Below are 25,796 nucleotides of genomic sequence, written 5' to 3' on the forward strand. Positions count from 1 at the left end.
AGGTGTGATCATTCGGGACTGACCTTTGCAGAAGAGAAGCCCGCGCATGAACCAGTCTCAATCCGCAAAATCGATGACGCACGGCGAAGCCGGCCTCGCAATAGTTTTTGCCGCGTCGGCGTTTCTATGCCTGTTCGCCACCGCCAAGGCGCTGGATACGGCGTTCGCCTTTCACGCGTCTCTGGCGTGCGCGGCTAGTTTGTGGGCGGTCTTTGCGATCGTGAACCGGTATTATGACCGGCCCGCGGCGCTCCCCCTCCGGGAAATCAATGGCCGGCCCAATTACAATATGGGTCCCGTCAAATTTTCGGCTGTGATGGCGATGTTCTGGGGCATCGCTGGATTTGCGGTCGGGTTGCTGATCGCGTCGCAGCTTGCCTGGCCTGCGCTCAATTTCGACTTGCCATGGACCAGCTTTGGCCGCCTGCGTCCGCTTCACACATCGGCAGTGATCTTTGCGTTTGGCGGCAATGTGTTAATCGCAACGTCGTTCTATGTCGTGCAGAAGACCTGCCGCGTGCGCCTCGCCGGCGATCTCGCGCCGTGGTTCGTCGTGATCGGCTACAACTTCTTCATCCTGATCGCGGGCACCGGCTATTTGCTCGGCGTCACCCAATCCAAGGAATATGCCGAACCGGAATGGTACGCCGATCTGTGGCTGACGATCGTCTGGGTGGCCTATCTGCTGGTGTTCCTGATGACCATTATCAAGCGCAAGGAACCGCATATCTTTGTCGCGAACTGGTTCTATCTCGCCTTCATCGTCACCATCGCCGTGCTGCATCTCGGCAACAATCCCGCGCTGCCAGTATCCGTCTGGGGCTCGAAATCCTACATTGCCTGGGGCGGCGTGCAGGATGCCATGTTCCAGTGGTGGTACGGCCATAACGCGGTGGGCTTCTTCCTGACCGCCGGCTTCCTTGCCATCATGTACTATTTCATTCCGAAGCGCGCCGAGCGGCCGGTCTATTCCTATCGGCTGTCGATCATCCACTTCTGGGCGATCATCTTCCTCTACATCTGGGCCGGGCCGCATCATCTTCACTATACGGCGTTGCCGGACTGGGCGCAGACGCTCGGCATGACGTTCTCCATCATGCTGTGGATGCCGTCCTGGGGCGGCATGATCAACGGCCTCATGACCCTGTCAGGGGCCTGGGACAAATTGCGCACCGACCCCGTGCTCCGAATGCTCGTGGTGTCGGTCGCATTCTACGGCATGGCCACATTCGAAGGCCCGCTGATGTCGATCAAGGTGGTGAATTCGCTCAGCCATTACACCGATTGGACGGTCGGTCACGTTCATTCCGGCGCGCTCGGCTGGGTCGGCTTCGTCTCGTTCGGCGCACTGTACTGCCTGATCCCCTGGTTGTGGGATCGTAAGGGCCTTTACAGCCTCAAGCTCGTCAACTGGCACTTCTGGATCGCGACCATCGGCATCGTGCTCTACATCTCCGCGATGTGGGTTTCAGGGATCCTGCAGGGCCTGATGTGGCGCGCCTACACTTCGCTCGGCTTCCTCGAATATTCCTTCATCGAGTCCGTCGAGGCGATGCATCCCTTCTATGCGATCCGCGCAGCGGGCGGCGCGCTATTCCTGATCGGTGCGTTGATCATGGCCTATAATCTCTGGATGACGGTGCGTGTCGGCGAAGCGGAAGCGCAATCGCCTGTCGCTCTTCAGCCGGCGGAATGAGGAGCGACTAGTTGTCTTTCTGGAGCAGACACCAGATATTCGAGAAGAACTCGATCGTCCTGATCGGCGGAATTCTCACGGTCATTGCCATCGGCGGTCTCGTCGAGATCACGCCGATGTTTTATCTCAAGTCGACCATCGAAGCCGTCGACGGCGTCAGGCCGTATACGCCGCTCGAGCTCGCCGGTCGCAACGTCTATGTCCGCGAGGGCTGCTATCTCTGCCACTCGCAGATGGTCCGGCCATTGCGGGATGAAGTCGAGCGCTACGGCCATTACTCGCTCGCGGCCGAGAGCATGTATGACCACCCGTTTCAGTGGGGATCGAAGCGCACCGGTCCGGATCTGGCGCGCGTCGGCGCCAAATATTCCGATGAATGGCATGTCACGCACCTAACCAATCCGCGCGCGATCGTGCCGCAATCTGTAATGCCGGGATATGCGTTCCTGTCGGAAACGGAAGTCGATGTCTCTGGCATGGCCAGCCATCTTCGCACCAGCCGCGCGGTCGGTGTGCCCTATTCGGACGACCAGATTGCCAACTCCGTGGCCGATCTCAAGGCGCAGGCTGACCCGGATAACGCCGGTGTCGACGCTTTCGCCAAACGCTATCCCAAAGCGGTTGCCAGAAACTTCGACGGCAAGCCGGGCATGCCCACCGAGATGGACGCGCTAGTCGCGTACTTGCAGATGCTCGGCACGCTGGTCGATTTCAAGCTCTACAACAAAAAAGCCAATCTTCGCTGAGCACATCTCCGTCGAGCAAGCAGAACGATGAAAGCCATCCTGACAGTCCAGAATTTTACATCCGATTTCGTCACCACGTTCTGGACGCCCATCTTCGTGGGAATCTTCCTGGCGATCGTAGCTTACGCGTACTGGCCGCGGAGCAAGGCCGCGTTCGACGAAGCCGCGCAGATGCCGCTGCGGGAGGAGTGACGGATCATGACTGAGCACAGCGATTTCGACCAAGTCTCCGGCAAGACGACCACCGGCCACGAGTGGGACGGCATCAAGGAATTGAACACGCCGCTGCCGCGCTGGTGGGTGATCACGTTTTACCTGACCATCGTGTGGGCGATCGGCTACTGGATCGTGTATCCGGCGTGGCCGCTGCTGTGGAGCCATACCACCGGCGTGCTGAATTACTCGTCGCGCGCGGACGTTGCCGTTGAGCTCGCAAACCTCGAAAAAATTCGCGGCGACAAGATGGTCGCACTCGGCGCGGCGCCGCTGGCGGAAATCGAGAAGGATCCGGCATTGCTGGCGCTGGCCCGCGCCCGCGGCAAGACGGTATTCGGCGACAACTGCGCGCCGTGCCACGGCAGCGGCGGCGCCGGTGCCAAGGGATATCCCAACCTGAACGATGACGAATGGCTTTGGGGTGGTTCGCTCGATCAGATCATGCAGACGATCCAGTTCGGTGTCCGTTCCGGGCATCCAAAGGCCCACGAAAACGCCATGCTGGCCTTTGGCAAGGATGGCGTTTTGAAGAAGGATCAGATCGTCACCGTTGCCAACTACGTCCGGTCGCTCTCGGGTCTATCGACCAGCCCGGGCTACAACAAATCGGCCGGTGCGAAAATCTTTGCGGATAATTGCGCGGCGTGCCATGGCGACAATGCCAAGGGCAATCAGGAACTCGGAGCGCCCGACCTGACCGACAAGATCTGGCTCTACGGCTCGGACGAGGCGACGCTGATCGAAACGATCAGCAATGGTCGCGCCGGCGTCATGCCGACCTGGGTCGGTCGTCTCGATCCTCCCACGATCAAGGCGCTGGCCGTCTATGTCCACTCGCTCGGCGGGGGCAAATAACGGGCGGGCACCGGAACTTGCGCATTGTTTGAGGTGGATCAATCGCGGTTGCGGGGGCGTGCCTAAAGTCCACGCCGGACCTGAGATCAACCTCGATGAACAAGCCCGTGAATCCAATCGATCTGCAGCTTGAAGACGACGGGCCGCTCTATGTGGCCCAGAAGAAGGTCTATCCGCAGAGCGTGTCGGGGACCTTCCGCCGGATCAAATGGGGCCTGATGGCGTTCTGCCTCGGGGTCTACTATCTGCTGCCGTTCGTGCGCTGGAATCGCGGCCTCGGCGCGCCTGACCAGGCGGTGCTGGTCGACCTGCCGAACAGCCGTTTCTATTTCTTCTTCATCGAGCTGTGGCCGCAGGAGGTTTACTACTTCACCGGCCTGTTGATCGTCGCCGCGATCACGCTGTTCCTGATGAACTCGCTGGGCGGCCGTATCTGGTGCGGATACCTCTGCCCGCAAACCGTGTGGACGGATCTGTTCTATGCCGTCGAACGCCTGATCGAGGGCGATCGCCGCGAGCGCATGCGCAAGAATGCCGCGCGCGGCACCATGAAGCTGCAGCGCTTTTCCGAGCTCCTTCTGAAGCATTCGATCTGGCTGATGATCGCGTGGTGGACCGGCGGCGCCTGGGTGCTCTATTTCAACGACGCGCCGACACTGGTGAAGCAGTTGGTGACGTTCCAGGCGCCGATGCTGGCCTATATCTGGATTGCGATACTGACAGCAACGACCTATCTGCTCGCCGGCTTCATGCGCGAACAGGTCTGCGTCTATATGTGTCCGTGGCCCCGTATTCAGGCGGCACTCACCGATGAATGGGCGCTCAACGTCACCTACAAATACGATCATGGTGAAAAGCGCACGTCGCTGAAGAAGGCGAACGAGTTGCGGGCCCTCGGCGAGTCGGTCGGTGATTGCATCGATTGCTACCAATGCGTCGCCGTGTGCCCAACCGGGATCGATATCCGTGACGGCGCGCAGCTCGATTGCATCCAGTGCGGACTGTGCATCGATGCCTGCGACACCGTAATGACCAAGATCGGCCGGGAAACCCGTCTGATCGGGTATGACAACGATATCAATATTCACCGCCGTCAGGCCGGCAAGCCGCCGATCTACCGCATTGTGCGGCCGCGCACCGTCGTCTACTTCGCCATGATCGCCTGCGTCGGCGCGCTCATGCTCTATGCGCTACTGACGCGGACGCTGCTCGATGTCAATGTACTCCACGACCGCAATCCGGTCGCGGTGAAGTTGAGCGACGGGTCGATCCGCAATGCCTATACGGTTCGCTTGTTGAACAAGCGGGGCTTCGACCGGGTCATCGCGATCGATATCGACGGTCCGGTCAACGCAACGGTCCATGTCGTCGGCGTCGATTCCGTCACCCCGGAGCGGCCGATGATCATTCTGGGGCGCGACCAGACCACCGAGCTGCGGGTGCTGGTGACTGCGCCTGCCGCAAACAATCCAGAGAAGTCGGTTCCGGTGCATTTCCGCATCACCGATATCGGCCTCGGCGAGGTGGCATCCGCCACCGATAATTTCGTCACGCCGTAAGCGGCAGGAGCCACCACATGACGGGATCGCAGGCGCCAAAACCCATCACCGGCCGCAAGGTGTTGGCAATGCTGATCGCGTTCTTTGGCGTCGTGATCGGAGTCAACCTCGTCATGATGCGGTTTGCTATCCAGACGCTGCCCGGGACCGAGGTCGACAGCGCCTATAGCGCAAGCCTCGCCTATGAGAAGCAAATCACGGCGGCCCGCGATCAGAACGCGCGAAACTGGAAGGTCGATGCGCATGTCGAGCGCAGCGGGCAGGGCGGCGCGACGCTGCAGATCGAGGCGCGCGACAGCAGCGGCCGGCCGATATCGGGCCTAAAGTTTCACGGCCGGTTCGAGCGGCCGACCGACCGGCGCGCCGATTTGCCGGTGCCCCTCGCCGAAGTGGGGATCGGCATCTATCAGGGAAGCGCCCTCGCGATCGCGCCGGGTCAATGGGACCTCGTGCTCGAAGGAGCTTCGGCCGGGCAACGGTTGTTTCTGTCGAAGAACCGTGTGCTGTTGAACTAGGAAGGGCATATCATGCAGGCGGCGCGGGACTTTTCACATTATGTCAGGGACCTCGGTTCCGGGGTGTCGCATATCGATCTTGCGGTCGAAGGCGTCAGTTGTGCCGGCTGCATGTCCAAGATCGAACGCGCCCTTTCCGCGCTTCCGGATGTCACGCTGGCTCGTGTCAATTTGACTGACCGTCGAGTGGCGCTGGAATGGAAGCAAGGGGCGCACGATCCAACCCGCTTCATCGACCGGTTGGCCGAACTAGGTTACAAGGCCTATCCGTTCGAGCCGGTCCGTGCCGAAGCGCTCGAGACTGAGCAGGCGAGCTTCCTGTTGCGCTGCCTCGGCGTTGCGGCGTTTGGCGCGATGAACGTGATGATGCTGTCGGTGCCGGTATGGTCCGGCAACGTCACCGACATGATCCCGGAGCAGCGTGATTTTTTCCACTGGCTGTCTGCCTTGATTGCTTTGCCCGCGGCAGCCTATTCGGGACAGCCGTTCTTCAGGTCTGCGTTCCGCGCACTGCGGGCGCGCAGCACCAACATGGACGTTCCCATCAGCATCGGCATCGTGCTGGCGCTCGCGATGTCGGTGGTCGAAACCATTCACCACGCTGAACACGCTTATTTCGATGCGGCGCTGATGCTGATCACCTTTCTGGTGGCCGGCCGCTATCTCGATCAGAGCATGCGCCGGCGGACTCGCGCCGTCGCGGGAAACCTGGCCGCCCTCAGGGGCGAGACGGCAACGAAGTTCGTTGGCGTTGACGAGATATCCGAAGTGCCGATCGCCGCGGTGCAGGCCGGCGATATCGTGTTGCTGCGGCCCGGTGAACGGTCGGCCGTCGACGGCTCCGTGATCGAGGGCCGGTCCAAGATCGATCAAAGCCTGATCACCGGCGAGACCCTGCCGGTGAAGGCGGGACCGGGGACCGCCGTCTATGCGGGAACGCTCAATCTCTCCGGTGCATTGCGCGTGCGGGTGTCGGCGGCGTCTGAAGGCACGCTGCTGTCCGAAATCGGCCGGTTGCTCGACAACGCGGTGCAGGCGCGCACCCGTTATGTGCAATTGGCGGATCGCGCGGCCCGGCTCTATGCGCCCGTGGTCCACGCCGCAGCCCTTCTGACCATGCTGGGTTGGGTCGCGTTCGGCGCGTCCTGGCATGATGCCATCGTCATGGCGATCGCGGTTCTGATCATTACCTGCCCATGCGCGCTCGGCCTCGCCATACCGGCGGTGCAAACCGTCGTATCGGGCGCCATGTTCCGGAACGGCGTGCTGCTCAATTCCGGCGATGCCATCGAGCGGCTGGCCGACGTCGACAGGGCCGTGTTCGACAAGACGGGGACACTGACCTTGCCCGAACTTGATGTCGCCAACGCTGCGAGCATTCCGGCCAAAATGTTCGAACTGGCCGGCCGGCTTGCGCTTGCCAGCCATCACCCGGTCGCGTCCGCGGTAGCCCGCGCGGCCAAAGCAAAAACGCCGCTGGCTGGGGTCGAAGAGATTACCGGTCAGGGTGTGCATGGATTCGTCGACGGACTTGAAGTCAGATTGGGCAGGCCGTCATTCTGCGGCGCGGATTATCTGGCCAATGATATCTTGTGCAGGGATCCCGAAGCGTCGGTCGTTGCCTTCCGTCATGGCGAAACGTGCCACGTCTTTGCGGTACGGCAGCGGCTGCGTCCAGATGCAGCCAGAGCTGTCGCCGCACTTCAACAATGTGGCATCGGAGTCGAGATACTGTCCGGCGATCGCAAGCCAGCGGTACGTCACGCCGCGCAGTCGCTCGGAATTCACGAATGGCGGGCAGGCGTAACCCCTGCCGACAAAATTGCGCGGATCGATGAGCTGAAGCGACATGGCGTCAAGGTCATGATGGTCGGTGACGGCATGAACGACGCGCCTGCGCTGGCGGCCGCGCATGTTTCGATGTCGCCGGCGACCGCCACCCATTTGAGCCAGGCGACCGCCGATCTGGTCTTTCTCGGCGACCGCCTGACACCCGTGGTGGCTGCCATCGGCTTCTCGCGGAAAGCGCTGCGGCTAATGCGACAGAATCTATGGTTGGCCGCTGTCTACAATCTGCTGGCTGTGCCCTTGGCAATTGCTGGTTTGGCGACGCCGCTGGTGGCCGCTGCTGCCATGTCGGGCTCGTCGCTGCTGGTGATCTTGAACGCCCTTCGCGCGCATCGTGGTGTCAGGGAGTTGAGCTGATGGAAGTCCTGGTATTCCTCGTTCCGCTGGCGCTGGTGCTCGGCCTGCTCGGCCTGGTGGGGTTTCTCTGGTCGCTCAGGAACGGCCAATACAACGATCTTGAAGGAGCGGGGTGGCGAGCGATTGCCGATGACGACTCTGTTCAGGACAAGCCGGCTCCTTGAACGTCGTCGTGAGCCCAATATAGAGTCCGATCGAGGCCGTTGCGGTAGCATCAGCGGCGACGTCACGAATATCCTCGCCGGCGCAATCTAAGGTGAGGACGTGTGCACTCGGGCCGTCGTGTGCACTATGTGTGCACTGAGAACGCATCCGGGTGATTTTTCCCTTCCAATCGGGTCATGTATGACCCTAGAAAATCCAAGGTGCGGAAGCTTGGTCGCGCTGATTTCCTCAGTCGGTTCAACTTATAGGGTCGACCGGAGACAAAATAGATCAATTAACTGAATGGCTTACGCTGTAAATTCTCCACGTGGTCTTGGTGCGGCTCTTGAGGGTGAAGTCGTCCCAGGGGTTCGGGTGTTGCTTGTCGAACAGCTCCGGGTGCAGCCGACGAATGATGCGCCAGACCTTGCGACAGAGGCCGACCACTTTCTCGCCCTGCCGCAGCCTGAGTCCGTTCGGCCCGTTGATGATCTTGTCATAGATTTTGTCAGCGGCCCGTGGCGTGACTTCCTGATCTGCCGTTCGCCGATCCGCCGTCCGCTCTTACCGACGGTATCGCAGATCATCTGCATGATCCGCTCGTAGTCAGGCCGTGACCTGGGAGAGACTTTCTCGGTATAGGCCTTCTCCGTCTTGTATTGCCGGAACAGTCAATCGATTGTGCCATAGCGCGCAATCTTTCCCTGCTCGCCCGGCTCTCCTCTGCGCTGGTCGTTCCATTCATCGAACAAGGCATTGAGTGTGGCGGCGCGTCCGTCTTTTCCGTCATCGCCGCATGCAGCTTCTCGTCCCAAGTGGCTCATTCGCCATCTCGCAGCGAGCTTGCGGTAATAGGTCGGGATCCGGAAATAGAACGCGACCGAACCGCGGGCAAGCCGACGCACCTCCACAAAGCGTGGAAGCGGGCGCTCCAACGTCACAAATCCTCGGCGAGGTCGCCCGGCACCATGTCCGGGGCAATAGCTCGGTCCAGATCGTCTCTCAACCACAGCTGACTCCTCTCTTCCTTCACACGTGGTCGAGGATACTCCGTCCCGACTCGTTTGAGAAAGGCTTCGACAGTCGGCTCTCCGCAATAGCCCGCTGCGACTGCGGCTGGCATACGACGTAGCCAAGAACCAGCAGGAATTACGGCAAAACGTGGCATCGCAACCCATCTAAGCTTGAGCTGCCGAAATCGGCTTCCAGTCGTATGGTACCAATGCATCATGCAGATTGCCGCCGATGCCTGAAACCGCGACAGTAGCGAGATCGCGCAAAAACGTAGCATATCGTACTAAAGGAATGCGTTGGGCGTAGTCGCCGCTGGGAAGGGGAAGCTCATAAGCTTGGCCGGCACTTCCGCCTCGTTTCCGCCTGGCGGCCAACTGTTGATTTTGTGGACCCCTAATCAGCGGGTCCCAGGTTCGAGCCCTGGTGAGCCCAGCAAGCCTTTCAAGGACTTAGGGAGAGAAGCCGTTTGAGAAGACCGATCTAAAACGCTTTTTCAACCGGTGTTTTTGCAGGTTGGCCGAAGAGCCTTCTCTCGACAATGTGATGGGATCGTTGCGATAACAAGGTCTTCTGCAGAAATCGCAACAGGCAGGAGCGATGCGAATTGCCGGCGATGTCGACGGATCGCCTCAAGCACGAGCCTCTGACCCGCGCGGACCCATAGCAAATTCCAATCGATCGCACTGAGCGTAGTCGTCCTCCCGGAAGCCTGCGCGAAAAAACTGTAGGTATTCTGTCGCTACCATCTCGTCACGACAGAGCCCGCGGGCGCGGCGCCATTTCCGAGTCGAGGATCAGTCGGCCATCGAGACGGCCGTCTAAACGCTTCACGTATTCCGAAGCTTCCTCCATATGTGCCTTCATAAGTGCACGCACGCGCTCGCAATCTCTCGCGCGACCAGCTTTCGCGATCTCCGAGTGAATCTTTACATTGGCGCATTCGACTTTCGTGTGTTCCTCCGCAGGCGTCTGCGTGCTGAATACGACCAGTAGGGACGAAGATGGCTATCGGGCAAGAAATCCCCGAAATCTGGGCAGCGATTCACACCCCTTTCGACATGTCCGGGGCCACGACGAGAACGGGGTTCGTCGGAATGTCCGTCAGTACATCGCGACCGGATTCCCTGACTTGCCATTGTCGTAGTAGGCAAACGTGCTGATTTCTCGCTCCTTGCTGCGGTTTTCGGGGAAAAGGTTCTTGCCGTAAAACGCGGAGCTGTTCAGGTAGGGCGTATATTGGTAGGGCATCCGTGCGAACCGGATGCACTACTATGCATTCAATCAAGCTGCGGAACGCGACGCGAGTTTCGATCGCCTTCGGATTGGTCTTCAGCGCGGTCACCAGCCTTCTAATCTCCGAACGGTATCGGTCACTGAATTTCGGGTGATCGAAGCCAATGACATTTTCGCCGCCACCGCCCAGCAGCCGCAAGCGCTCTTCAACGCTTTCCCGCTCCAGGTCGCACTCATCGATCCGCTTCAGCAACTCGTCCGGCTTCCGACGGCTATTTGCGATGGCATATGACAGGCGTTCGATCTCGGTAGTCAATACGCGGCGTCGACGCTCTAGCTTAGCGTGTTCGCTGCCCTTGTTCCGATCGTTTTTGCGCTCCTCCTTCCAGGCGCACATCGCCTCTTCAATGGCTTTCGGCGAAAGCAATTTCAGTTTGATTTTGTCGGAGGCATCCTCGAGCAGAACGTCCATGTCGAAGCTACGGGTGTGCTCGCAGGTGCCCCGCTGATGCGCGCTCGCGCATGCCGCGCGCGGTGCAGCGTTACGCGAGGATTGAGCGATTCGCATGTGGCCATTGCAGACGCCGCACCGGAGCACACCGGCAAGCGGGTGCTCATTGTTGCGCGGGATCACGGCGCGACGCCGCGGCTTGCGCGCGCTACGAACCTCCTGCGCTCGATTCCAGAGCACTTGCGGAACGATCCGCAGCTCTGGCTTTTTGACTATGTTGTGGCGCTTTCTGGATTGCGGCGCCCAGGTCCCGTCCGGCGTCTGGACCCTCACGGATTCCTCCATGTCGGCTGGCGAGACACCGTCGATCATGCCCCGTGGCGCCTCACCAGCCCTGGCGAGATACGCGACCCGCTGGCCTGTGGTGGGAAGAGCACGCCGAGTCTGCCGTCTCGGCCAAGATCGGGTTGGGCAGATACGGTTCGCCGTTTTCCACGAGGAATCAGCCAGCCCGCAACGGGAATCCCGGCTCCGTCGAGGCGTTAACATAGCCGCCCCGGTGCGTCGGAGTGGTGTAAATTATGTTTTTTCCGATTTTGTTGAATGTTGTCGGGTTTATGCGTCCATGTTTTGCGGGAACGGAGACCGCGATGCCAAAGCATCAGACCTCGCTTGAAAAGATCGAACAGAAGATCGAGCGGAAGAAGGATGAGGCTGTCTTCCTATCGCGTGAGTTCACGAGCTCGGCGAAGATCAGGTCTTGCCGCGCTTCGTACCCTTCTGGGGAAGGGCCGTCTCGTACGGCTCGGCTACGCCCTATGGCCGTGCAGTCCCTCGCGGCTGACGCCAGATGGCTTGGCCGGCGTGGCGCGTCAGGCGCTCGACGAGCCTGGCGTGGAATGGGAACCTACCGAAGCCGAACGTGCCTATGATGAGGGCCTCTCGACCCAGATTCCCGTCAAACTCGGTCGTCCGCCAAAGGCCGCTTCTCGCGTAAAGGTCCTGATCATCATGCATGTAGGCACATACATCACGTCGTCGCGGGAAACGGCGCAGGAAGCATGAATCGGCTCGACCCCGGCGTTTGGTCTGGCGTCTACAATCGTCTTAATGCCTGTTGCGGATTTCGTGTAGATTTTCCGGATCGAGCAGCACCCGTCTCCTTCTAGATCCTGACGAAAAGCGGTTGAAAGCTGTCAGGCTCTGAATGCGGAGCTCCACTTCGCGCTGATAGATCGTCCTTTGCAAGAACACGATATCCGCGTCTCGATCGCTTTCGTCGATATCGATGTACCAAGACTTTGGCCGTCCATCGATACCGTCACTCCAGCGATATCCACGCGTCTTGAGTTCATCCTTCGGCTCGAACGGCGAATCTTCGGCCCAGATCCCAGTGGTTTTGCGCCGCGCACGTTCCAGCAGTGCGGAAAGAACGGTCCGATTGTGATCGGGGAGCTGCAAGGGTTGGATCTCGAGGAGCGCGAGGCAGTCATCGACAGCGCGATGAGCCTCATGAAACAGGCCCGCCTTCATCAGCAGATACGGCAGCCGTGAGCCTTCGAAGCCATGACTGCGCCATTCAATCTCACTGACCGAACACGCCCAAGCTTGATGCTCAAACGACGGACAGTAACGCTCCATGAACGTGCGATCGAAAGCGGCATTGTGCGCAATGATGACGACAACGGCATCTGCCGCGAAGGCGGCAACGTGATTCGGGTCAAGGTTGTGGCCATTGACCATCTCGTCGTAATCCCGGTGAGAGCCGTCGCGGCCGCCATTTCGGCCAGGGTTACGGGATCGGTCATTTTCTTGGTCAACAGATGAAACCGCGCTCCGTGTGCACCTGACTGCACTCTACCGGATGCGCTCGGGCGAGGCATCGGTGCCTGTGGACAGCTATTCGCCGGTTTACGTCCGCAGCTATCGGCTGGGTGGAAATAACCAGTCGGGCGAAACGGCATCCGCGACCAGCCAGCGGGGACGCTCGAGTCCAGCACCTTGCCAACTTCACTAGAGGCTTCGCCCGCCGAAGTGTCGAACGGCGGATATTGATGGCGATCTCTATGGCACGCTCGCATCCACCCGTGCTCCTCGCATTCGCGGCTAGCGCCGACCTGCTGCAGCACCGAGATCGCCCAGCCGCGAGCGTCCGGGATCGAGGGTCCTCTCTCCGGTACAATCAGCATCGAATTCGCTCCAACGAATCCCCCCAGACAGTTCCGGCGGTTAGCACAACGCGGGATTCCGGATCGTCTGGCCGAATGCGGTCACGTGCTAGGGGGTCCTCATGGCCAAGCCGGGCGCGGTCCTCTGACCTCCCGCGAGATCCACGGGCCTTCCGCGAGCACGGGAATCTGCCCGCGGACCCGGCCGACGAGGAGCCGAAGTGCAGATCGAGCAAGTCGGCTTCGGAGCCGAAGAAGGACAGGCGTGCCGCATCGACACAGTCCCAAATGAGCGCTGAATTCAGCCATCGGGCCCGTCATATTCCGCCCAACAATCGGTCGTCTCGTACACCCTCACGCTCGAGAGTTGCGCAAGGCGCGGTTTCGCGTGCTTCCAGATCCAGATGGCGATATTTTCCGCCGTCGGATTTTCCAGTCCCGGGACTTCGTTCAGGCAACGGTGATCGAGGTTCTTTAGAAGAAGACCGAACGCTTCTTCCATGTTGAAGAAATCCATTACGAACCCGGTGTGCGGATCGACGGGCCCGTTCAGCACGACCTCGACCCGATAGGAATGACCGTGCATCCGATGACAGCGATGTGTCTGCGGGACATTTGGAAGTCGGTGCGCTGCCTCGAACTTAAATACCTGGGATATCTTCATCTGATGCCGGGATGTTTGTGGGATTGCACGCTGAGTCGCCATTTCCAATGAGCAGACATTACGCGACGGCGTGCCGCATGTGGTCGACGGCGTCAAATTGTCCGAGCCCCCTCTCATCGAACCGGTCCGGCAGAGCTTCCGGCTGCGGCTACACGAATTTTGAGTTCGTGTCCGCGAGTGATGGCCACGCGGCGCGATTTGCTGACGCAAATCCAGTCACCACGCCGGCCGGGACCGGCAGGCTGCCGTTCGTCTCGATCGCGATGAGGAACCTGAGATCATGGAGCGCTTGCACGAGATCGTCGCCGAACCGCAACAGTGGTTCTGGGCACGTTCATTGCCTGTGCCATGCAGATGATGGAGCGTCTACTACAAGATCCGGTAGATGCAGAAGCCAACTTGAGGCCCTAGGGTGCCGGCCGCGTTCCCCCGCCGATCATCATCGAAGAAACAGAAGTGAACGCAATCGACGAGAAGCCAACAAAAGGGCAGAACGGCACAATATGACTGGCAGAACCTGGGTGGCTACCCACGAACACCTCAATCAGGCTCCTCGTTGTTCTGACTTAAGAGCCGCAGAACGGAGTTTTCTGCTGTGACCGGGCAATCAATCGTCATGAACGGTGGTCGATCGCTGCCGCGCAGGCTGAAACTCAATCTCACACTGACCGGCTAATTTTCGGCAGGAGAAAGGGCACTGCGTTCTCCTGCCTTGCCTCTTCCGAGTTTGCAGCATGCGTCAAAAAGGAAAGCGAGCTGTTGCCATTCCCCGGTCGTTTAACAAAGTTGCCCGAATCGTCTGCCGCGGTGGATCGATTCGACTTTCGTTTCGGCCATGCTTGTAGAAATACCTCGCAAACCAGAGCTTCTGCGATGAGTTTCACCAAGAAATTGGAAGATTGCCGGGCGTAACGCCGAGCATCGGTACCTGCGGAGTGCTATTCTGTGGTCAATCAGGAGATCGAACGTGAGCGGCAAAACAGCAGCCGGCCTGCCGGATCCAGATGCCGCATCGGGGAATGATATTGAGTCGGTCTACCACATCTGTTGTCAGGCTCGACGCGGCCAGCCGGGGGTGCCTTTTTGCGAGCGCGGTTGGCGGGGCGGCAAGGGCTCTACGCGGCGGTCGAAAGGCTCGGCTTTAGCAGAGTGGGTGGTTTCTGCGCTTATGCAGGTTTGTCTCTTAACCCGGGTCTTTGGACCTAACTTGAATGCCGCCGCTTTGGGCCGACACTTCGCAGGACGCTCTTGAATTTTCGCCTGCCGCGATTCGCTGTTGGGCCGTCGTGGCCGCCTCGGTCAATCTCGCTTTCATCGCATTGGTCATATTTTTGGCGTGACCGCGAGACGCAATCTTGCTGATTGGACTAGTTGTCTCGCCCACATCTGAAACGCGCAACACGCACCAGGGAGCTCGGTGCTCTGAAGCACAAGCATTCCGATGTTTCATATCCAGCCTCAGGAGCTATCGTGACTGTCTACACTGGGCCAGTGTTTGAGATGGCCGTAAAGCAATTCGACGTGATCGCGATTATCTGGGGATACCAGACGACGTAAGACCCCGCCAGCTGCTGCCGAAGCGATCTGTCACGGTGTCGTGCCCAATTCACCTTGATGACGGCACAACGGCGGCTTTTGAAGGCTATCGGGTGCAGCATCACCTTACACTTGGCCCTACAAAAGGGGGCACCAGTTCGGGCCAACCGTCGACCTTGGCGAGGTTGCAGCGCTCGCGATCTGGATGAGCTGGAAGTGTGCCCTGGTCGGATTGCCATATGGCGGCGTCAAGGGCGGAATTAACGTCGACCCTTCTAGCTTGTCGAACCGTGAGCTTGAGACTCTGTCGCGCCGGTATATGCAGGAAATGATCCCGTTTGTTGGGCCGCACACTGATGTCATAGCTCCCGATCTTGGAACAAACGAGCAGATCATGACGTGGTTCATGGATACCTACTCGATGTATCAGGGCCAAACCGTCACCGAGATCGTGACTGGCAAACCTGTCAGCGCTGGTGGAACGCTCGGTCGTCGTGAAGCCACAGGCCGGGGTGTGGCTCATTTGGTTCGCCGCGCAGCGGACGAGCTCAAAATCCCACTCAATGGCGCCAACAGCCGTTGTTCAAGGCTTTGGAAATGTCGGTTCGATGACCGCACTCGAGCTACACAACATGGGAGCGAAAGTGATCGCGGTCAGCGATCACACGGGCGCGCTTTATCGACCTCGGGGGCTCGATATACCACAGCTGGTCGGACATGCTGCCTCGCAAGGTAGCCTGGATGGCTACTCCAGCGAGCTTGCTCTAGACCCAGGCGAGTTGCTGACGATCCCGTGTGACGTGCTTGTTCCGGCTGCCCTGGAACGGGTCATCGACGCCGAAATAGCCAGCAGGAAGGCCATCAGGAGGAGATCTTCCTCATCCCCGATCTTCTCTGCAACTCGGGCGGTGTCGTGGTCAGCTACTTTGAATGGGTGCAGGACCTCCAGCGACTGTTCTGGGAGGAGGAGGAAGTCACGCGTAGGGAGTATCAACTTTTGGACCGTACTTTCGAGCGCGTCCTGGCGCGAAGCAAACGTGAAAAACTGTTCAATCGCACGGCAGCCATGGCGATAGGTGTCGAGCGCGTTCGCGGAGCAAAAGAAACACGCGGACTGTTTCCCTAGTAGTGTGATCTCGCTGAATGTCTTTGTTGTCAGTTCGATATGTCGGGCCGATAACAGACCGGACTTTCTGCACCGTAGGCCCAGGTGGGTCGCCGCCGAAGTTCACGCGGCGGCCCCTTTTTTACTAGTGAATGAGTGCGTGCGTCTTACGAATCGCCCGTCGATCGCAGCACTAGCAGCCTGTGCGTCATTTCAAAGGAATTGAACCTTGTTTTCACCCGTCACACTTCGTGAATCGTCCTACAAGGGCAAATCTTTGCGGGGCTTGTTGAAGTTGCCGATTCCAGCCTGGCGCCGCTTCCACGTTTCCATCAGCTGCTCGACAGTATCTGACTACTATTTGGCGGCGGAATCCACCGTAAACCCGCCGCCGGCGGGCCACGCCGGTAATGACTTCCACCTTCGAAAACGTCTCGGACGGTTCAAGGTACTTCTGCTAGGGAAACGCGTACGGCTTCAGGATGCTCGTCCAGGAAGGCTGGAGTCTGGAGCTTGACTACGGTGGGGCCTTTTCAATTGACCTTATAAGAGGCCTGAAAGAACGTACCCCAGCGCTCCATGCTAAACTTCGAAAACTCAGTCGCAGTGGTTCCCGGATAACAGCCTGTGCATATCGTTTCGTTGTCCTTTTGGGTCCACATTGCCCAATAGCGCCCGCCGACGCCGATGCTGAGATTATTGGTGATGAAGTAGGACAACACGCCTTCGACCTGTACACCCCCGCCTCCGTTCCCGCGTTGATCAGCGAAGGTAGTCGTCGGGCGCAAGAGATGGTGGTCGCGACCAGCGAAATCGGTCCAAGGCAGGTAAGCGACATCGGTGCTTAAACGCCAACGCTCGGTAAGCATGGTTTCGGCGCTCAGGCCGACGCGAGGTGCATTCCAGTGCGTATCCTGGCTGCCAACGATTTGATCAGCGGACGCCGTGCATGGAGACATGGGGTTGGCAATCTGCATGCATCCCATCGTGTCGGAGTTCTGGGCGTAATAGGTCCAGCCGATAAATCCGCCGACCTTGTAGTTGGCGCCACGCGAAAAATCGTAACCTACGTCGGCCGTGTAGTACGTGAACCTCCCGTTTGCCTGGCCCGATATCGTGTTGCTATAAGAGAGCCTGCGATGGATGCCCCAATCTTCATCGTTGAGCTTTCCTTTATCGAAGCGCCCGATGCCAACGTTGCTCTTCAGGAACACTCCCCACGCGCTGTCAAGACGGCCAAATAATTCCCCGGAAAGTCCGTCGAGGCCGTGGTAGGTGAGCTTGATATAAGAATGTTAGGATCTCCAGTAGCGATCTCATCGGGAATAGCGCTGGCGTCCCATTGGAATCGTCCCCGGCTGAGCCAGAGCCGCGATCCGCCTTCGAACGACCAACCGGCCTTGTAAGCAATCGGCGGCGCGCCGGCAGGTGCTTTCGCGTACAGCGGCGCATCGGACCATTGCGCCGCCCATGGGTCCGCGCCGAAATGGTATTTCAATCCCATCTTTCCGATGTGATAGTTGCTGGACAGGCTCGTCATGTTCGCCGGAAGAATTGCGAACGGCGGAAACTGCACCGTCGAAGGCGTTGCGACACTTGGCCCACCGAAATGCAGATAGTCATACTCTACTTTGACCGACCATGCAGGCGTAAGCGCTTGCTCGACGCCCAGCCCGATACGCCACCGACCTGACCATAGTCGAGATGAGTGTTCTCCTGTGGCTGCAGGCCATTATATTCGTTGTTATTGAGCACGTTGCCCTGATTGTATTGCCAAGCCACGCCTCCCTTGAGATAGGCCAGCGTATGGCCGAGAGCGCCGAACGCGTAACCGACGCGGCCGGTCCCGGTGGCAAAGAGGTTTGGACCTGCCGTGCAGTTTGCGCTCACACAAAGCCCGAGGCGGCCAGGCAAGTATTTGTGCCATCGGAGACAGCACGGCTGGCATCTAGTTCGACGCCAAACACCCAGCCGTTCTTCTGCCAATTGTAGCCGATCTGGCCTCCTGCGAGGAACACTGGGGTATTGACGACGCCGCCATAGATTGACGGACCGTCGGGATTGCTGAAGGAGGTTCGGCCGTACCCACCGCCGACGTGCCCGCCAATATAGCCTCCGGACCAGCTCCACACCGCGGGTGACAGTTTCACTTCTGGCTCAAGGTCCGCCGCATTGGCTGCACCGCTTGCGATGAGCGCAATTGTTGTGGCTCCCGAAAGAAGAACTCCAGATCGTATCCAATACTTCCGTGCATTTTCTCGGTCCACAACCGAGCGCCCTTAAGTTATCCCCGCAGCAAACCGTCGGGGCGGACCAGACGCTAACGGCGATGCGCGCCGAGTCGTCCCGAAGACCATCGCACTGCGATTGGTGATGATGACGTGAACAAAGCAAACCTCGTGCCGAAGAGAGTTCGAGGCTCTGCAGGCACTCCGTAAGGTGTGTAGCGTCAAGTTGCTGACATTTGTCTCAAGACTGACAGTCTGCGCTGCTATCGTCCGACAGGACGTTGCGCTTCGAACAGTTGTCCCATCGCCCCTCAATACGCGGGGCGCGCGTTAATGTAGGGCATTCAACTCCGCATCGTTCAGCGCGGTGATCGAGGAAGCGCTGCTTGGCGTCATCGGTCCCGGGGCGATCGCCGCTGCAATCGCGGCTGCAGAGAGCTAAGGAACGGCGGGATCAGGTGCGTGATGCTCTCCGCCGACATCATCCAGCCGTGCGCCAACTGGTGCTGACTTCCATCCTGATGCCGCGCCGCACGAACTACCACATCCCGGTGTTTAAGCCTGCCGATGGCGGAGTAGTGTGGTCGCCGCCGGGCCGTGTCCCCGTTGGTCTGCTTCACCGGCAGATCGAGATTGTACTCATTGAGCCAGCAAAGCGCCTGTCGCGCGCCGCCCAGTTCCTCGACCTTGTCGAACACCATCTTGATCGCTTCCTGGACACGCTGCCACAACCAACTCGCCCCGACGCGCCTTCTCATAGCGTGCCGAGAGCGAGCGCTGGCGCAACAGATCCGGTTCGTACTCGTTGAGGCTGCCCTTGAGCCCGAGCAGCAGGCGGTCGCTGCCATGCCTCGGCGCGTAGATGGTCTCCTGATCGACCAGAACCGGTATCGACCACGCGGCACATCTCGATGAGTTGCTGCCAATCCCGACTGCTGCGAGCGAAGCGCGAGACCTCGCGGGCGCAAACCGCACCAACCTTACCAAGGCAAACCTCCGCTACCATTCGCTCGAAGCCGGCGCGTTGTACGGCGCCGGCGGCTGAACGACCGAGATCATCATCGATCACTTCGATCTCTGACTAAGCTGGGTGATGACGGACTGAGATAGGCGGCGTATCGAGGCGGGTGTCGAGCCTATCTCAAGGAGAGCGATACGCCATGAACGAGACCAGTACCCACTTTCTTGGTCGTGAGTCGTGATTCAAGATATGGATGATCCTTGAAGCAAGAGAAGTCCACCTTTCGAGGAAAGATCGCAAGGCGCTTGAGGCGTGTTGTCGCTCGCCAATGACGTTGCAGCGCGATTTGAAGCGGCGCGGATCGTTCTGTTGGCGGCGGATGGGCGCAGCACCCGGTCGATCGCCAAGGAAGTTGGGGGTCCAGCCGCGGATTGTCAGCCTTTGGCGGCATCGCTATGCCGACCATGGCCTTGAAGGGCCGCAAGACAAGCCGCGGCCTGGCAAGCAGCCGATTTATACGAGGACGACCTACAAGCGGATTCTGAAGCTGCTGGATAAGCTGCCCCCGCAAGGGTTTGCGCGCTGGACAGGCCCTCTGCTGACCGAGGCGCTGGGCGACGTTGACGTCCAATATGTCTGGCGGTTCCTGTGCAGCCACAAGATTGACCCCGCGGCTCGCAAGTCCTGGTGTGAGAGCACCGACCCGAACTTCACGGCCCCGCTCGTGCCCCCACTACTTGATTGTTTGCGTTGATGGTCTTACTGCGCTTCTCTGTAGCGCCATGTCCACGAAATCCCGCGAGTATCTGTTCGGCACCCAAATCAGAATGTCGGCCGAGCGTGCAAAGGAGGCGCGCAAGCAAGAAGACAAGCTGACTTGTGAGGCGTGGAATTTTCGGATGCTTGGTTACAAGGGACCGACCCCGCCGTCACCTACGATCGGCGACGCGATCAATGCCGGTTATTTTTACTTGGAAGTTCGGTGCCTGGGGTGCGACACCAATCAGACCGTGGCGCTCGACATCATCAGGCGTGCGAAGACCACGCCGGTGCATGAGCTAGATGTGGTCTTTCAGGAGGTTGTCCATCTGGTCCGAACCGAGGAAGCTGAGGTTGCGAAGCTTCAGTGTTCCACGGAAAGACCAGATGAACAGCCACAAGAATGCTCCACTGACGCCGAAAGGTCGAGAGGCCAGGGTGCGGTGTGTGGAAGCGGGACTGAGCAATGCACGCCGCCGCGCGCCAGTTCAACACCACGCCGAAGATGGTGGCCGAATGGGTCGAACGACCGCACAATCTGCGCAACGTTCTGGCCGCGCTTGCATCGATGTCGGCGCGCCGCAGCTTGGCCCTCAGCATATGCCGGCTCCAGAACACCAGCACATATATCGAGCAGCGTAATAGCCTTTGAAGAAGCCTCCCTCCTGATGCCCGTATACGGGTGGGTGGCGTCGAGATCGAGGATGATCTGCGGCGGGATCACTTGGGCGACTCCAGGAACAGCTTCAGGGGCGTCCCACCACTCCAGACTGATCTGCACTACGCTCTGTCGTTATCAGGGCATTCCTTGAACCACCACAAAATTCTTGTCGCAAAAGAACGCCTCGCCGATTCGCGCCCCGATGCGCCTCAACAATGTGAGAAATGCACCCTGCGCTCAGGAGAGGCCCTTGCGGCACCCGCTGAGCTGTGCGTCATAAACGGAACGCTGCCATTGTAGCTCAGCGCTCGCTTGCAGGCAGCAGACCGATCAGCGCTTTAGCCTCGGACTTCAGAACTACAATCGCAGCCTTCCGAGCATCTGCATCAAAGCGAGTCCGAATGGCGGAGACCGAGAGGGCGCCGCGCAATTGGCCATGAACGTCGATCACAGGCACAGCTGCGGCCGCGACCTCAGGATCCCGTTCGCCGATCGAGACGTAGAAGCCACGATCTCTGACCTTCTTTCCATCGGCTGATGCAGAATCGCGGTAGGCGGTAAGAACACGGCCGGCAGCGCCGCGGTCAATCGGCAATCGCTGACCCTCTTCGAGGTGATGCCGGACCGAACGCGGAGAATTGACGCGATAAAGGCAGATGCGCTCGTCGCCCTCCGCGATGTAGAAGGATGCGGTCTCTCCGGTTGCCTCGACCAGACGATGGAGCGAGGGTCTGATCAGGTCACCGAGGTCGAGCCCGCGCTGATAGAGCGCCCCAAGGCGCCATAGCTCCGGCCCGGGTCGAAATAGCCGGTCCGTACCCCGCACCAGGAAGCCATCCGCCTCCAGAGATGCGGCAAGGCGAAGGACTGTGCTCTTGTAGAGGTCAGTCGCATCCGCAATCTCCGTCAGCGTCATCGCGGCGCGCTCCGGGTCGAACGCCTTAAGGATTGCCAGTGCCCGCGCGACCGCATCAACCCCTGTTCTTACCATCGATACCTCTGGTTCTGCTGTGCAGAACCAATAGTCAGAATGACGCCAGGAGTCCAGCCAGCTAGCACGAGGGCCATTCTGCACATCAGAATACGATTGACTCCTCGTGAGACGCGAGCTACTCGGTTCCAGACGCCAGAACAAGTTCTATGGAGCGAAACAATGGGGCGGCCGGGACTTGCCGTGGACTTGCGCGACGTGATGATTCGCTTCGGCGACTTCACGGCCGTCAAAAGCATGAACCTCCAGGTAGCCGAGACTGAATTCGTTGCAGTGGTGGGGCCGACCGGCTGCGGAAAATCGACCATTCTCAACACTGTCACCGGACTGCTGAAGCCCGCCGCCGGCGACGTTCGCATTTTCGGCAAGTCTCTTACGGGCCTGAACGGTCAGTCCGGCTACATGCTTCAACAGGAAGGGCTGCTGCCCTGGAAGACCGCCCAGGACAATGTCGGCCTCGGGCTCGTCTTTCAGGGCAGCTCGATCGCGAAAGCGCGCGAGCAGGCACGGCCCTGGCTCGCCAAGGTCGGATTGAAGGGATTCGAGGAGCGCTATCCGCATCAATTGTCCGGCGGCCAGCGCAAGCGCGTTGCGATGGCACAAACCCTGATCATGGAGCCCAAAATCGTTCTCATGGATGAGCCGTTCTCCGCGCTGGACGTTCACACACGCCGGCTCATGCACCGCATCCTGCTCGACCTCTGGCAGGCGGACCGGCGCTCGCTCGTCTTCATCACCCATGATCTCGATGAGGCCATCACCCTGGCGGACCGCGTCGTTGTGATGTCTGCCGGTCCCGCCAGCCGCATGGTTGCCGACGTCAGGATCACGCTGCCTCGTCCGCGCGATGTTTCTGCGCTGCAGACCACCGACGAATTCGTCGCGCTCTATCGTGAAATCTGGTCGCTGCTCGGCGCCGAAGTGGAGAAAAGCTATGTCACGCAGGGGTAGGGTCGCTCTCACGCAGTTCGCCATCGTCCTTGGCCTGATCCTGATCTGGGAATTGGGCGTGTGGGCGGGACTGATCGATTCCTTCTTCTTTCCGGCACCTTCGACACTTGTCGCAAGGATCGGGGAGTGGATGTCGACGGCGGACTTTTGGACCGATATTGGCATAACATTGCTGGAGACGGTCCTGTCGTTCCTGGCTGGCATCGGGATCGGCACAGCACTTGGTATCTGGCTGGGCTTAAGCCCGTTCGCTGCCGAAGTCGTTCAGCCCTTTATCAAGATGTTCAATGCAATCCCGCGGATCTTGCTTGGACCCATTTTCGTCATCTGGTTCGGATTGGGCCTCACCTCCAAGGTTGCGCTCGGCGTCACGCTGGTTCTATTCGTCGCATTCTTTAACACGTTCCAGGGCGTCCGCGAGGTCAATCCGGTCGTGCTGGCGAATGCCCGCCTGCTGCGTGCATCGAAGTCGTCCCTGCTACGGCACGTCTACCTGCCGTCCGCCACGACCTGGATTCTGTCGAGCCTGCGGGTGTCCGTCGGCATGGCCGTGATGGGAGCCGTGGTCGCCGAATATCTCGGCTCGTCCGCAGGATTGGGGCACTTAATTGCGCAGGCCGAGGGCGTCCTCGATGCGACCGGAGTGTTCGCAGGAATTATCGTTCTCTCCGCCTTCGTCGTTGTCCTCGATGCCATCGTCGACTGCGCGGAAAAGCGGCTCCTGGTCTGGCGGCCGGCGCCTGCGCACGAAAGCTGATCGTACGCTCTCCCATCAATCATGGAGGTTCGCATGCACGTTTCCATAAGACTGACGCCGGTCGTGGCGCTGGCCGCATTCTCGGTCATTTTGGCGCATGCCACCGAGCCCGAGAAAACAAAATTGAAGATCGCCGTGGGGTCACAGATCCTCAACTATATGCCTGTCGAACTTGGAGTGAAGCTTGGCTCCTTTAAGGAAGAAGGCCTTGACGTTACCGTCGAGAATTTCCAGGCCGGTGGTTCAAAGGCTCTGCAGGCCCTGATCGGCGGCTCCGTCGACGGGACTATCGGCTTTTACGACCACACCATTCAGATGCAGGCGCAGGGTAAGCAAATTTCCTGCGTGTTCCTGCTGAATGACATTCCCGGCGTCCTGCTCGGTGTCCGCAGCGACCTCGCCGACAAGGTCAGAACCGGCGCCGACCTGAAGGGTCTCAGGCTCGGGATCACAGCGCCGGGGTCATCGACGGAGACTATGGCGCGTTACTACATCAAGAAATCAGGATTGGGTCCACGCGATGTCAACATCATTGCCGTCGGCAGCGGCGCACGGGGCATGGTGGCGCTTGAGGCCATGAACGTTGATGCCCTGGTCTATTTCGATCCCATCGCGACGGTTCTCGCGCGCAAGAAGAGCGCGACAGCGCTGTTCGATGCGCGCACGATCGAAGGCTCAAAGCAGGCCTTCGGCGGATCCTATCCGACCGCGTGTCTCTATCTTCAGCAGTCTTTCCTCGACAAAAATCCAGAAACGGTCCAGCGCCTGGTCAACGCCTTGCTCAAAACTCACCGCTGGATCAACGCAACGCCGACGGAGCAGCTCGTCGATGCGATTCCTCCTGGTTACAAGACTGACAATCGCGAGGTGAATATCGAAATCATGAACGCATCGAAAGCGCTCTTCTCGCCAACCGGGCAGATGGACATTGAGGCGGCCAAGGTCCCGCTGGCTGTCCTGAGCGACTTTGATCCAAAAATCGCTGCCGCAAAGATCGACCTGAACAAAACCTTCACCAATCGCTTCGCGGAACGCGCCGCACAACAACTGAAATAGCTGCCCGCAGGCCAAGCCCTCACCATCGGATCACCTAAAGGAAGGCGTCTTCAGATGTCTCTGCCGCTCACCGGCATCCGCGTCCTGGACCTGTCGAACGTGTTGGCCGGTCCGTTCTGCGGTTATCATCTCGCGCGTCTTGGCGCGGAGGTCATCAAAGTCGAAAATCCGAACGGCGGCGACCTCGCGCGGCGCCTCGGCGCCGATCCGAAAAGGGCAGAGCGCCTGCAGGGCCTCTCTTTTGTCGCGGTGAACGCCGGCAAGCAATCCGTGGCGCTGGACTTGAAGTCGGAATCGGGCCGCGAGGTATTCTTGCGACTCGTCAAGGAAGCCGATGTGGTGCTCGAAAACTTCCGGCCGAAGGTGATGGAACGGCTTAGCCTGGGCTTTGATGTGCTCAGCAGGCAGAACCCACGTCTCGTCTACTGCGCGATCTCCGGCTTTGGGCAGAGCGGGCCGTGGTCCGCCCGTCCAGCCTATGACCAGATCGTTCAAGGTCTGTCTGGTGCTATGAGCGTCACTGGCGATACGGCCTCGGCTCCCCTGCGCACGGGCTTTCCGATCTCGGACACGATTGCGGGACTGACTGCTGCCTTTGCCATCGCCGCGGCTCTGGTCGAACAGCGGCATAGCGGCCGCGGTCGGTTCATTGACGTGTCCCTGCTCGAAGCCACCGTTGCAGCGATGGGATGGGTCGTCTCCAACCACCTGAACGCTGGTGTCGAGCCGCAGCCCATCGGCAACGAGAACTTCACCGCGGCTCCCTCCGGCACGTTCCGCACCGCAACAGGCCCGCTGAACATTTCCGCCAACGAGCAGAAGCAGTACCAAGCCCTATGCGACTTGATTGACCGACCGGACCTGAAGACCGATCCACGCTTTGCTGGGCGCGAGATGCGCAAGGTCAATCGCGCAGCGCTGAACACGGAGTTGAACAAGGCGTTGAGTTGCAAGCGCGCTGACGAATGGGAGGTCCAAATGAATCTGGCTGGAGTCCCCGCAGGCTGCGTGCTGACGGTCTCGCAAGTTTTGCAGCAGCCACAGCTCCTCGAGCGCGGATTCGTCGAGACTTTGGCTCCAGAACAACACGGTGCGCAGCCGTTACGAATCACGCGGCCGGGCTTCCGGCTGGATGAGGAGTTTTCGGTGCCTTCACCACCTGCGACGCTCGGAGCAGACACCGAGCGATGGCTGCAGCGGCTCGGCTATTCGTATGCGGAGGTCGAGCAACTGGTCTCAAGCCGGGCCGTCGGGACGCCAAAGCAAGGAGAGGCTGATTTCCTGCCCGTCCGCGTAGCCGCGGACGGACCAATATCATGATATTC

Annotated in this window: 25 protein-coding genes and 3 pseudogenes; 18 read left to right on the forward strand and 10 right to left on the reverse strand. The window is 59.6% G+C overall.

The features are described 5' to 3' along the window. The first annotated feature begins 46 nt into the window (after positions 1-46). From ccoN to IVB05_RS07545, 9 genes are all read left to right on the forward strand, one after another. Positions 47-1,696 (forward strand): cytochrome-c oxidase, cbb3-type subunit I, encoded by a 1,650-nt coding sequence (ccoN, locus tag IVB05_RS07505; protein WP_247520383.1) that lies wholly within the window; start codon positions 47-49, stop codon positions 1,694-1,696. Between the two features lie 11 nt (positions 1,697-1,707). Continuing rightward, positions 1,708-2,442, forward strand: a complete 735-nt coding sequence (gene ccoO / locus IVB05_RS07510) for a cytochrome-c oxidase, cbb3-type subunit II (RefSeq protein ID WP_247783746.1) — start codon at positions 1,708-1,710, stop codon at positions 2,440-2,442. Positions 2,443-2,469: 27 nt separating this feature from the next. Continuing rightward, positions 2,470-2,634, forward strand: a complete 165-nt coding sequence (locus IVB05_RS07515; RefSeq protein ID WP_247512611.1) for a cbb3-type cytochrome c oxidase subunit 3 — start codon at positions 2,470-2,472, stop codon at positions 2,632-2,634. A gap of 6 nt (positions 2,635-2,640) precedes the next feature. After that, positions 2,641-3,513, forward strand: coding sequence for a cytochrome-c oxidase, cbb3-type subunit III (ccoP, locus tag IVB05_RS07520; RefSeq protein ID WP_247783747.1), 873 nt, complete (start codon positions 2,641-2,643; stop codon positions 3,511-3,513). Positions 3,514-3,608: 95 nt separating this feature from the next. Continuing rightward, positions 3,609-5,072 carry a cytochrome c oxidase accessory protein CcoG gene (gene ccoG / locus IVB05_RS07525; protein ID WP_247783748.1) on the forward strand — a complete coding sequence of 488 codons (1,464 nt, stop codon included), beginning with the start codon at positions 3,609-3,611 and terminating at the stop codon, positions 5,070-5,072. Positions 5,073-5,089: 17 nt separating this feature from the next. Then, positions 5,090-5,587: a FixH family protein gene (locus IVB05_RS07530; protein WP_256473219.1), complete on the forward strand. Its 498-nt coding sequence runs from the start codon at positions 5,090-5,092 to the stop codon at positions 5,585-5,587. Between the two features lie 12 nt (positions 5,588-5,599). After that, positions 5,600-7,792 (forward strand): heavy metal translocating P-type ATPase, encoded by a 2,193-nt coding sequence (locus IVB05_RS07535; RefSeq protein ID WP_247783749.1) that lies wholly within the window; start codon positions 5,600-5,602, stop codon positions 7,790-7,792. Next, the gene (gene ccoS / locus IVB05_RS07540) at positions 7,792-7,956 is read left to right on the forward strand and encodes a cbb3-type cytochrome oxidase assembly protein CcoS (RefSeq protein ID WP_247783750.1); all 165 of its coding nucleotides are present in this window, start codon (positions 7,792-7,794) and stop codon (positions 7,954-7,956) included. Before IVB05_RS07535 ends, ccoS begins: the two co-directional genes overlap by 1 nt. A gap of 355 nt (positions 7,957-8,311) precedes the next feature. Continuing rightward, on the forward strand, positions 8,312-8,542 hold the full coding sequence (locus IVB05_RS07545; protein WP_247783751.1) for a hypothetical protein: 231 nt from the start codon (positions 8,312-8,314) through the stop codon (positions 8,540-8,542). Between the two features lie 65 nt (positions 8,543-8,607). On the opposite strand, the gene IVB05_RS07550 is transcribed toward IVB05_RS07545, so the two are convergent. After that, on the reverse strand, positions 8,608-8,871 hold the full coding sequence (locus IVB05_RS07550) for a hypothetical protein (RefSeq protein WP_247783752.1): 264 nt from the start codon (positions 8,869-8,871) through the stop codon (positions 8,608-8,610). Between the two features lie 1,121 nt (positions 8,872-9,992). Then, the gene (locus tag IVB05_RS07555; RefSeq protein ID WP_247783753.1) at positions 9,993-11,006 is read right to left on the reverse strand and encodes a recombinase zinc beta ribbon domain-containing protein; all 1,014 of its coding nucleotides are present in this window, start codon (positions 11,004-11,006) and stop codon (positions 9,993-9,995) included. 522 nt (positions 11,007-11,528) lie between these two features. Here IVB05_RS07555 and IVB05_RS07560 point away from each other — a divergent pair. Then, positions 11,529-11,699: a hypothetical protein gene (locus tag IVB05_RS07560; protein WP_247783754.1), complete on the forward strand. Its 171-nt coding sequence runs from the start codon at positions 11,529-11,531 to the stop codon at positions 11,697-11,699. Between the two features lie 42 nt (positions 11,700-11,741). On the opposite strand, the gene IVB05_RS07565 is transcribed toward IVB05_RS07560, so the two are convergent. Next, on the reverse strand, positions 11,742-12,377 hold the full coding sequence (locus IVB05_RS07565; RefSeq protein WP_247783755.1) for a 3'-5' exonuclease: 636 nt from the start codon (positions 12,375-12,377) through the stop codon (positions 11,742-11,744). Between the two features lie 726 nt (positions 12,378-13,103). After that, entirely contained in the window at positions 13,104-13,466 is a 363-nt protein-coding gene (gene queD, locus IVB05_RS07570) for a 6-carboxytetrahydropterin synthase QueD (protein WP_247520569.1), read from the reverse strand. 1,470 nt (positions 13,467-14,936) lie between these two features. Here queD and IVB05_RS07575 point away from each other — a divergent pair. Next, a pseudogene (locus IVB05_RS07575) lies at positions 14,937-16,128 on the forward strand (Glu/Leu/Phe/Val dehydrogenase). A 512-nt stretch (positions 16,129-16,640) separates the two neighbouring features. Here IVB05_RS07575 and IVB05_RS07580 read toward each other — a convergent pair. From IVB05_RS07580 to IVB05_RS07600, 5 genes are all read right to left on the reverse strand, one after another. Beyond that, positions 16,641-17,321, reverse strand: a complete 681-nt coding sequence (locus tag IVB05_RS07580; protein WP_247512602.1) for a hypothetical protein — start codon at positions 17,319-17,321, stop codon at positions 16,641-16,643. Between the two features lie 412 nt (positions 17,322-17,733). Further along, a complete protein-coding gene (locus IVB05_RS07585) occupies positions 17,734-17,997 on the reverse strand; it encodes a hypothetical protein (protein ID WP_247783756.1) in 264 nt (87 codons plus the stop codon). After that, on the reverse strand, positions 17,994-18,257 hold the full coding sequence (locus IVB05_RS07590; protein ID WP_247520377.1) for a hypothetical protein: 264 nt from the start codon (positions 18,255-18,257) through the stop codon (positions 17,994-17,996). Before IVB05_RS07590 ends, IVB05_RS07585 begins: the two co-directional genes overlap by 4 nt. Before the next feature lie 470 nt (positions 18,258-18,727). Then, positions 18,728-19,036 (reverse strand): hypothetical protein, encoded by a 309-nt coding sequence (locus IVB05_RS07595; protein ID WP_247512599.1) that lies wholly within the window; start codon positions 19,034-19,036, stop codon positions 18,728-18,730. Positions 19,037-19,089: 53 nt separating this feature from the next. After that, on the reverse strand, positions 19,090-19,341 hold the full coding sequence (locus IVB05_RS07600) for a hypothetical protein (RefSeq protein WP_247520568.1): 252 nt from the start codon (positions 19,339-19,341) through the stop codon (positions 19,090-19,092). A 208-nt stretch (positions 19,342-19,549) separates the two neighbouring features. On the opposite strand from IVB05_RS07600, the pseudogene IVB05_RS07605 reads away from it, so the two are divergent. The 3 genes and pseudogenes from IVB05_RS07605 to IVB05_RS07615 form a co-directional block, all read left to right on the forward strand. Further along, a pseudogene (locus IVB05_RS07605) lies at positions 19,550-20,014 on the forward strand (helix-turn-helix domain-containing protein); the annotation flags it as partial. Between the two features lie 64 nt (positions 20,015-20,078). Then, positions 20,079-20,360 (forward strand): annotated as a pseudogene (locus tag IVB05_RS07610) (hypothetical protein); the annotation flags it as partial. A gap of 161 nt (positions 20,361-20,521) precedes the next feature. Next, entirely contained in the window at positions 20,522-20,707 is a 186-nt protein-coding gene (locus tag IVB05_RS07615; RefSeq protein ID WP_247512736.1) for a hypothetical protein, read from the forward strand. 310 nt (positions 20,708-21,017) lie between these two features. On the opposite strand, the gene IVB05_RS07620 is transcribed toward IVB05_RS07615, so the two are convergent. After that, positions 21,018-21,707, reverse strand: coding sequence for an IclR family transcriptional regulator (locus IVB05_RS07620; RefSeq protein ID WP_247389246.1), 690 nt, complete (start codon positions 21,705-21,707; stop codon positions 21,018-21,020). Between the two features lie 162 nt (positions 21,708-21,869). Between IVB05_RS07620 and IVB05_RS07625 the strand changes: the two genes are divergently transcribed. From IVB05_RS07625 to IVB05_RS07640, 4 genes are all read left to right on the forward strand, one after another. Continuing rightward, positions 21,870-22,658 carry an ABC transporter ATP-binding protein gene (locus tag IVB05_RS07625; protein ID WP_247512598.1) on the forward strand — a complete coding sequence of 263 codons (789 nt, stop codon included), beginning with the start codon at positions 21,870-21,872 and terminating at the stop codon, positions 22,656-22,658. Beyond that, on the forward strand, positions 22,642-23,415 hold the full coding sequence (locus IVB05_RS07630) for an ABC transporter permease (RefSeq protein WP_247512597.1): 774 nt from the start codon (positions 22,642-22,644) through the stop codon (positions 23,413-23,415). The genes IVB05_RS07625 and IVB05_RS07630 overlap by 17 nt, the downstream gene beginning before the upstream one ends. 63 nt (positions 23,416-23,478) lie before the next feature. After that, the gene (locus IVB05_RS07635; RefSeq protein WP_247783757.1) at positions 23,479-24,471 is read left to right on the forward strand and encodes an ABC transporter substrate-binding protein; all 993 of its coding nucleotides are present in this window, start codon (positions 23,479-23,481) and stop codon (positions 24,469-24,471) included. A gap of 54 nt (positions 24,472-24,525) precedes the next feature. Then, entirely contained in the window at positions 24,526-25,791 is a 1,266-nt protein-coding gene (locus tag IVB05_RS07640) for a CoA transferase (protein ID WP_247783758.1), read from the forward strand. Positions 25,792-25,796: the final 5 nt, after the last annotated feature.

The sequence above is a fragment of the Bradyrhizobium sp. 170 genome, assembly GCF_023101085.1.
Lineage (GTDB): Bacteria > Pseudomonadota > Alphaproteobacteria > Rhizobiales > Xanthobacteraceae > Bradyrhizobium.

Bases quoted from the DNA above. Each gene is read 5' to 3' on its own strand.
- IVB05_RS07600 (WP_247520568.1), bottom strand. From the start codon at position 19,341: ATGGTAGCGGAGGTTTGCCTTGGTAAGGTTGGTGCGGTTTGCGCCCGC.
- IVB05_RS07555 (WP_247783753.1), bottom strand. From the start codon at position 11,006: ATGATCGACGGTGTCTCGCCAGCCGACATGGAGGAATCCGTGAGGGTC.
- ccoN (WP_247520383.1), top strand. From the start codon at position 47: ATGAACCAGTCTCAATCCGCAAAATCGATGACGCACGGCGAAGCCGGC.
- IVB05_RS07615 (WP_247512736.1), top strand. From the start codon at position 20,522: ATGCACGCCGCCGCGCGCCAGTTCAACACCACGCCGAAGATGGTGGCC.
- IVB05_RS07530 (WP_256473219.1), top strand. From the start codon at position 5,090: ATGACGGGATCGCAGGCGCCAAAACCCATCACCGGCCGCAAGGTGTTG.
- IVB05_RS07630 (WP_247512597.1), top strand. From the start codon at position 22,642: ATGTCACGCAGGGGTAGGGTCGCTCTCACGCAGTTCGCCATCGTCCTT.
- IVB05_RS07515 (WP_247512611.1), top strand. From the start codon at position 2,470: ATGAAAGCCATCCTGACAGTCCAGAATTTTACATCCGATTTCGTCACC.
- IVB05_RS07625 (WP_247512598.1), top strand. From the start codon at position 21,870: ATGGGGCGGCCGGGACTTGCCGTGGACTTGCGCGACGTGATGATTCGC.
- ccoG (WP_247783748.1), top strand. From the start codon at position 3,609: ATGAACAAGCCCGTGAATCCAATCGATCTGCAGCTTGAAGACGACGGG.
- IVB05_RS07535 (WP_247783749.1), top strand. From the start codon at position 5,600: ATGCAGGCGGCGCGGGACTTTTCACATTATGTCAGGGACCTCGGTTCC.
- IVB05_RS07640 (WP_247783758.1), top strand. From the start codon at position 24,526: ATGTCTCTGCCGCTCACCGGCATCCGCGTCCTGGACCTGTCGAACGTG.
- ccoP (WP_247783747.1), top strand. From the start codon at position 2,641: ATGACTGAGCACAGCGATTTCGACCAAGTCTCCGGCAAGACGACCACC.
- queD (WP_247520569.1), bottom strand. From the start codon at position 13,466: ATGAAGATATCCCAGGTATTTAAGTTCGAGGCAGCGCACCGACTTCCA.
- IVB05_RS07620 (WP_247389246.1), bottom strand. From the start codon at position 21,707: ATGGTAAGAACAGGGGTTGATGCGGTCGCGCGGGCACTGGCAATCCTT.
- ccoS (WP_247783750.1), top strand. From the start codon at position 7,792: ATGGAAGTCCTGGTATTCCTCGTTCCGCTGGCGCTGGTGCTCGGCCTG.
- IVB05_RS07565 (WP_247783755.1), bottom strand. From the start codon at position 12,377: ATGGTCAATGGCCACAACCTTGACCCGAATCACGTTGCCGCCTTCGCG.
- IVB05_RS07595 (WP_247512599.1), bottom strand. From the start codon at position 19,036: ATGGTGTTCGACAAGGTCGAGGAACTGGGCGGCGCGCGACAGGCGCTT.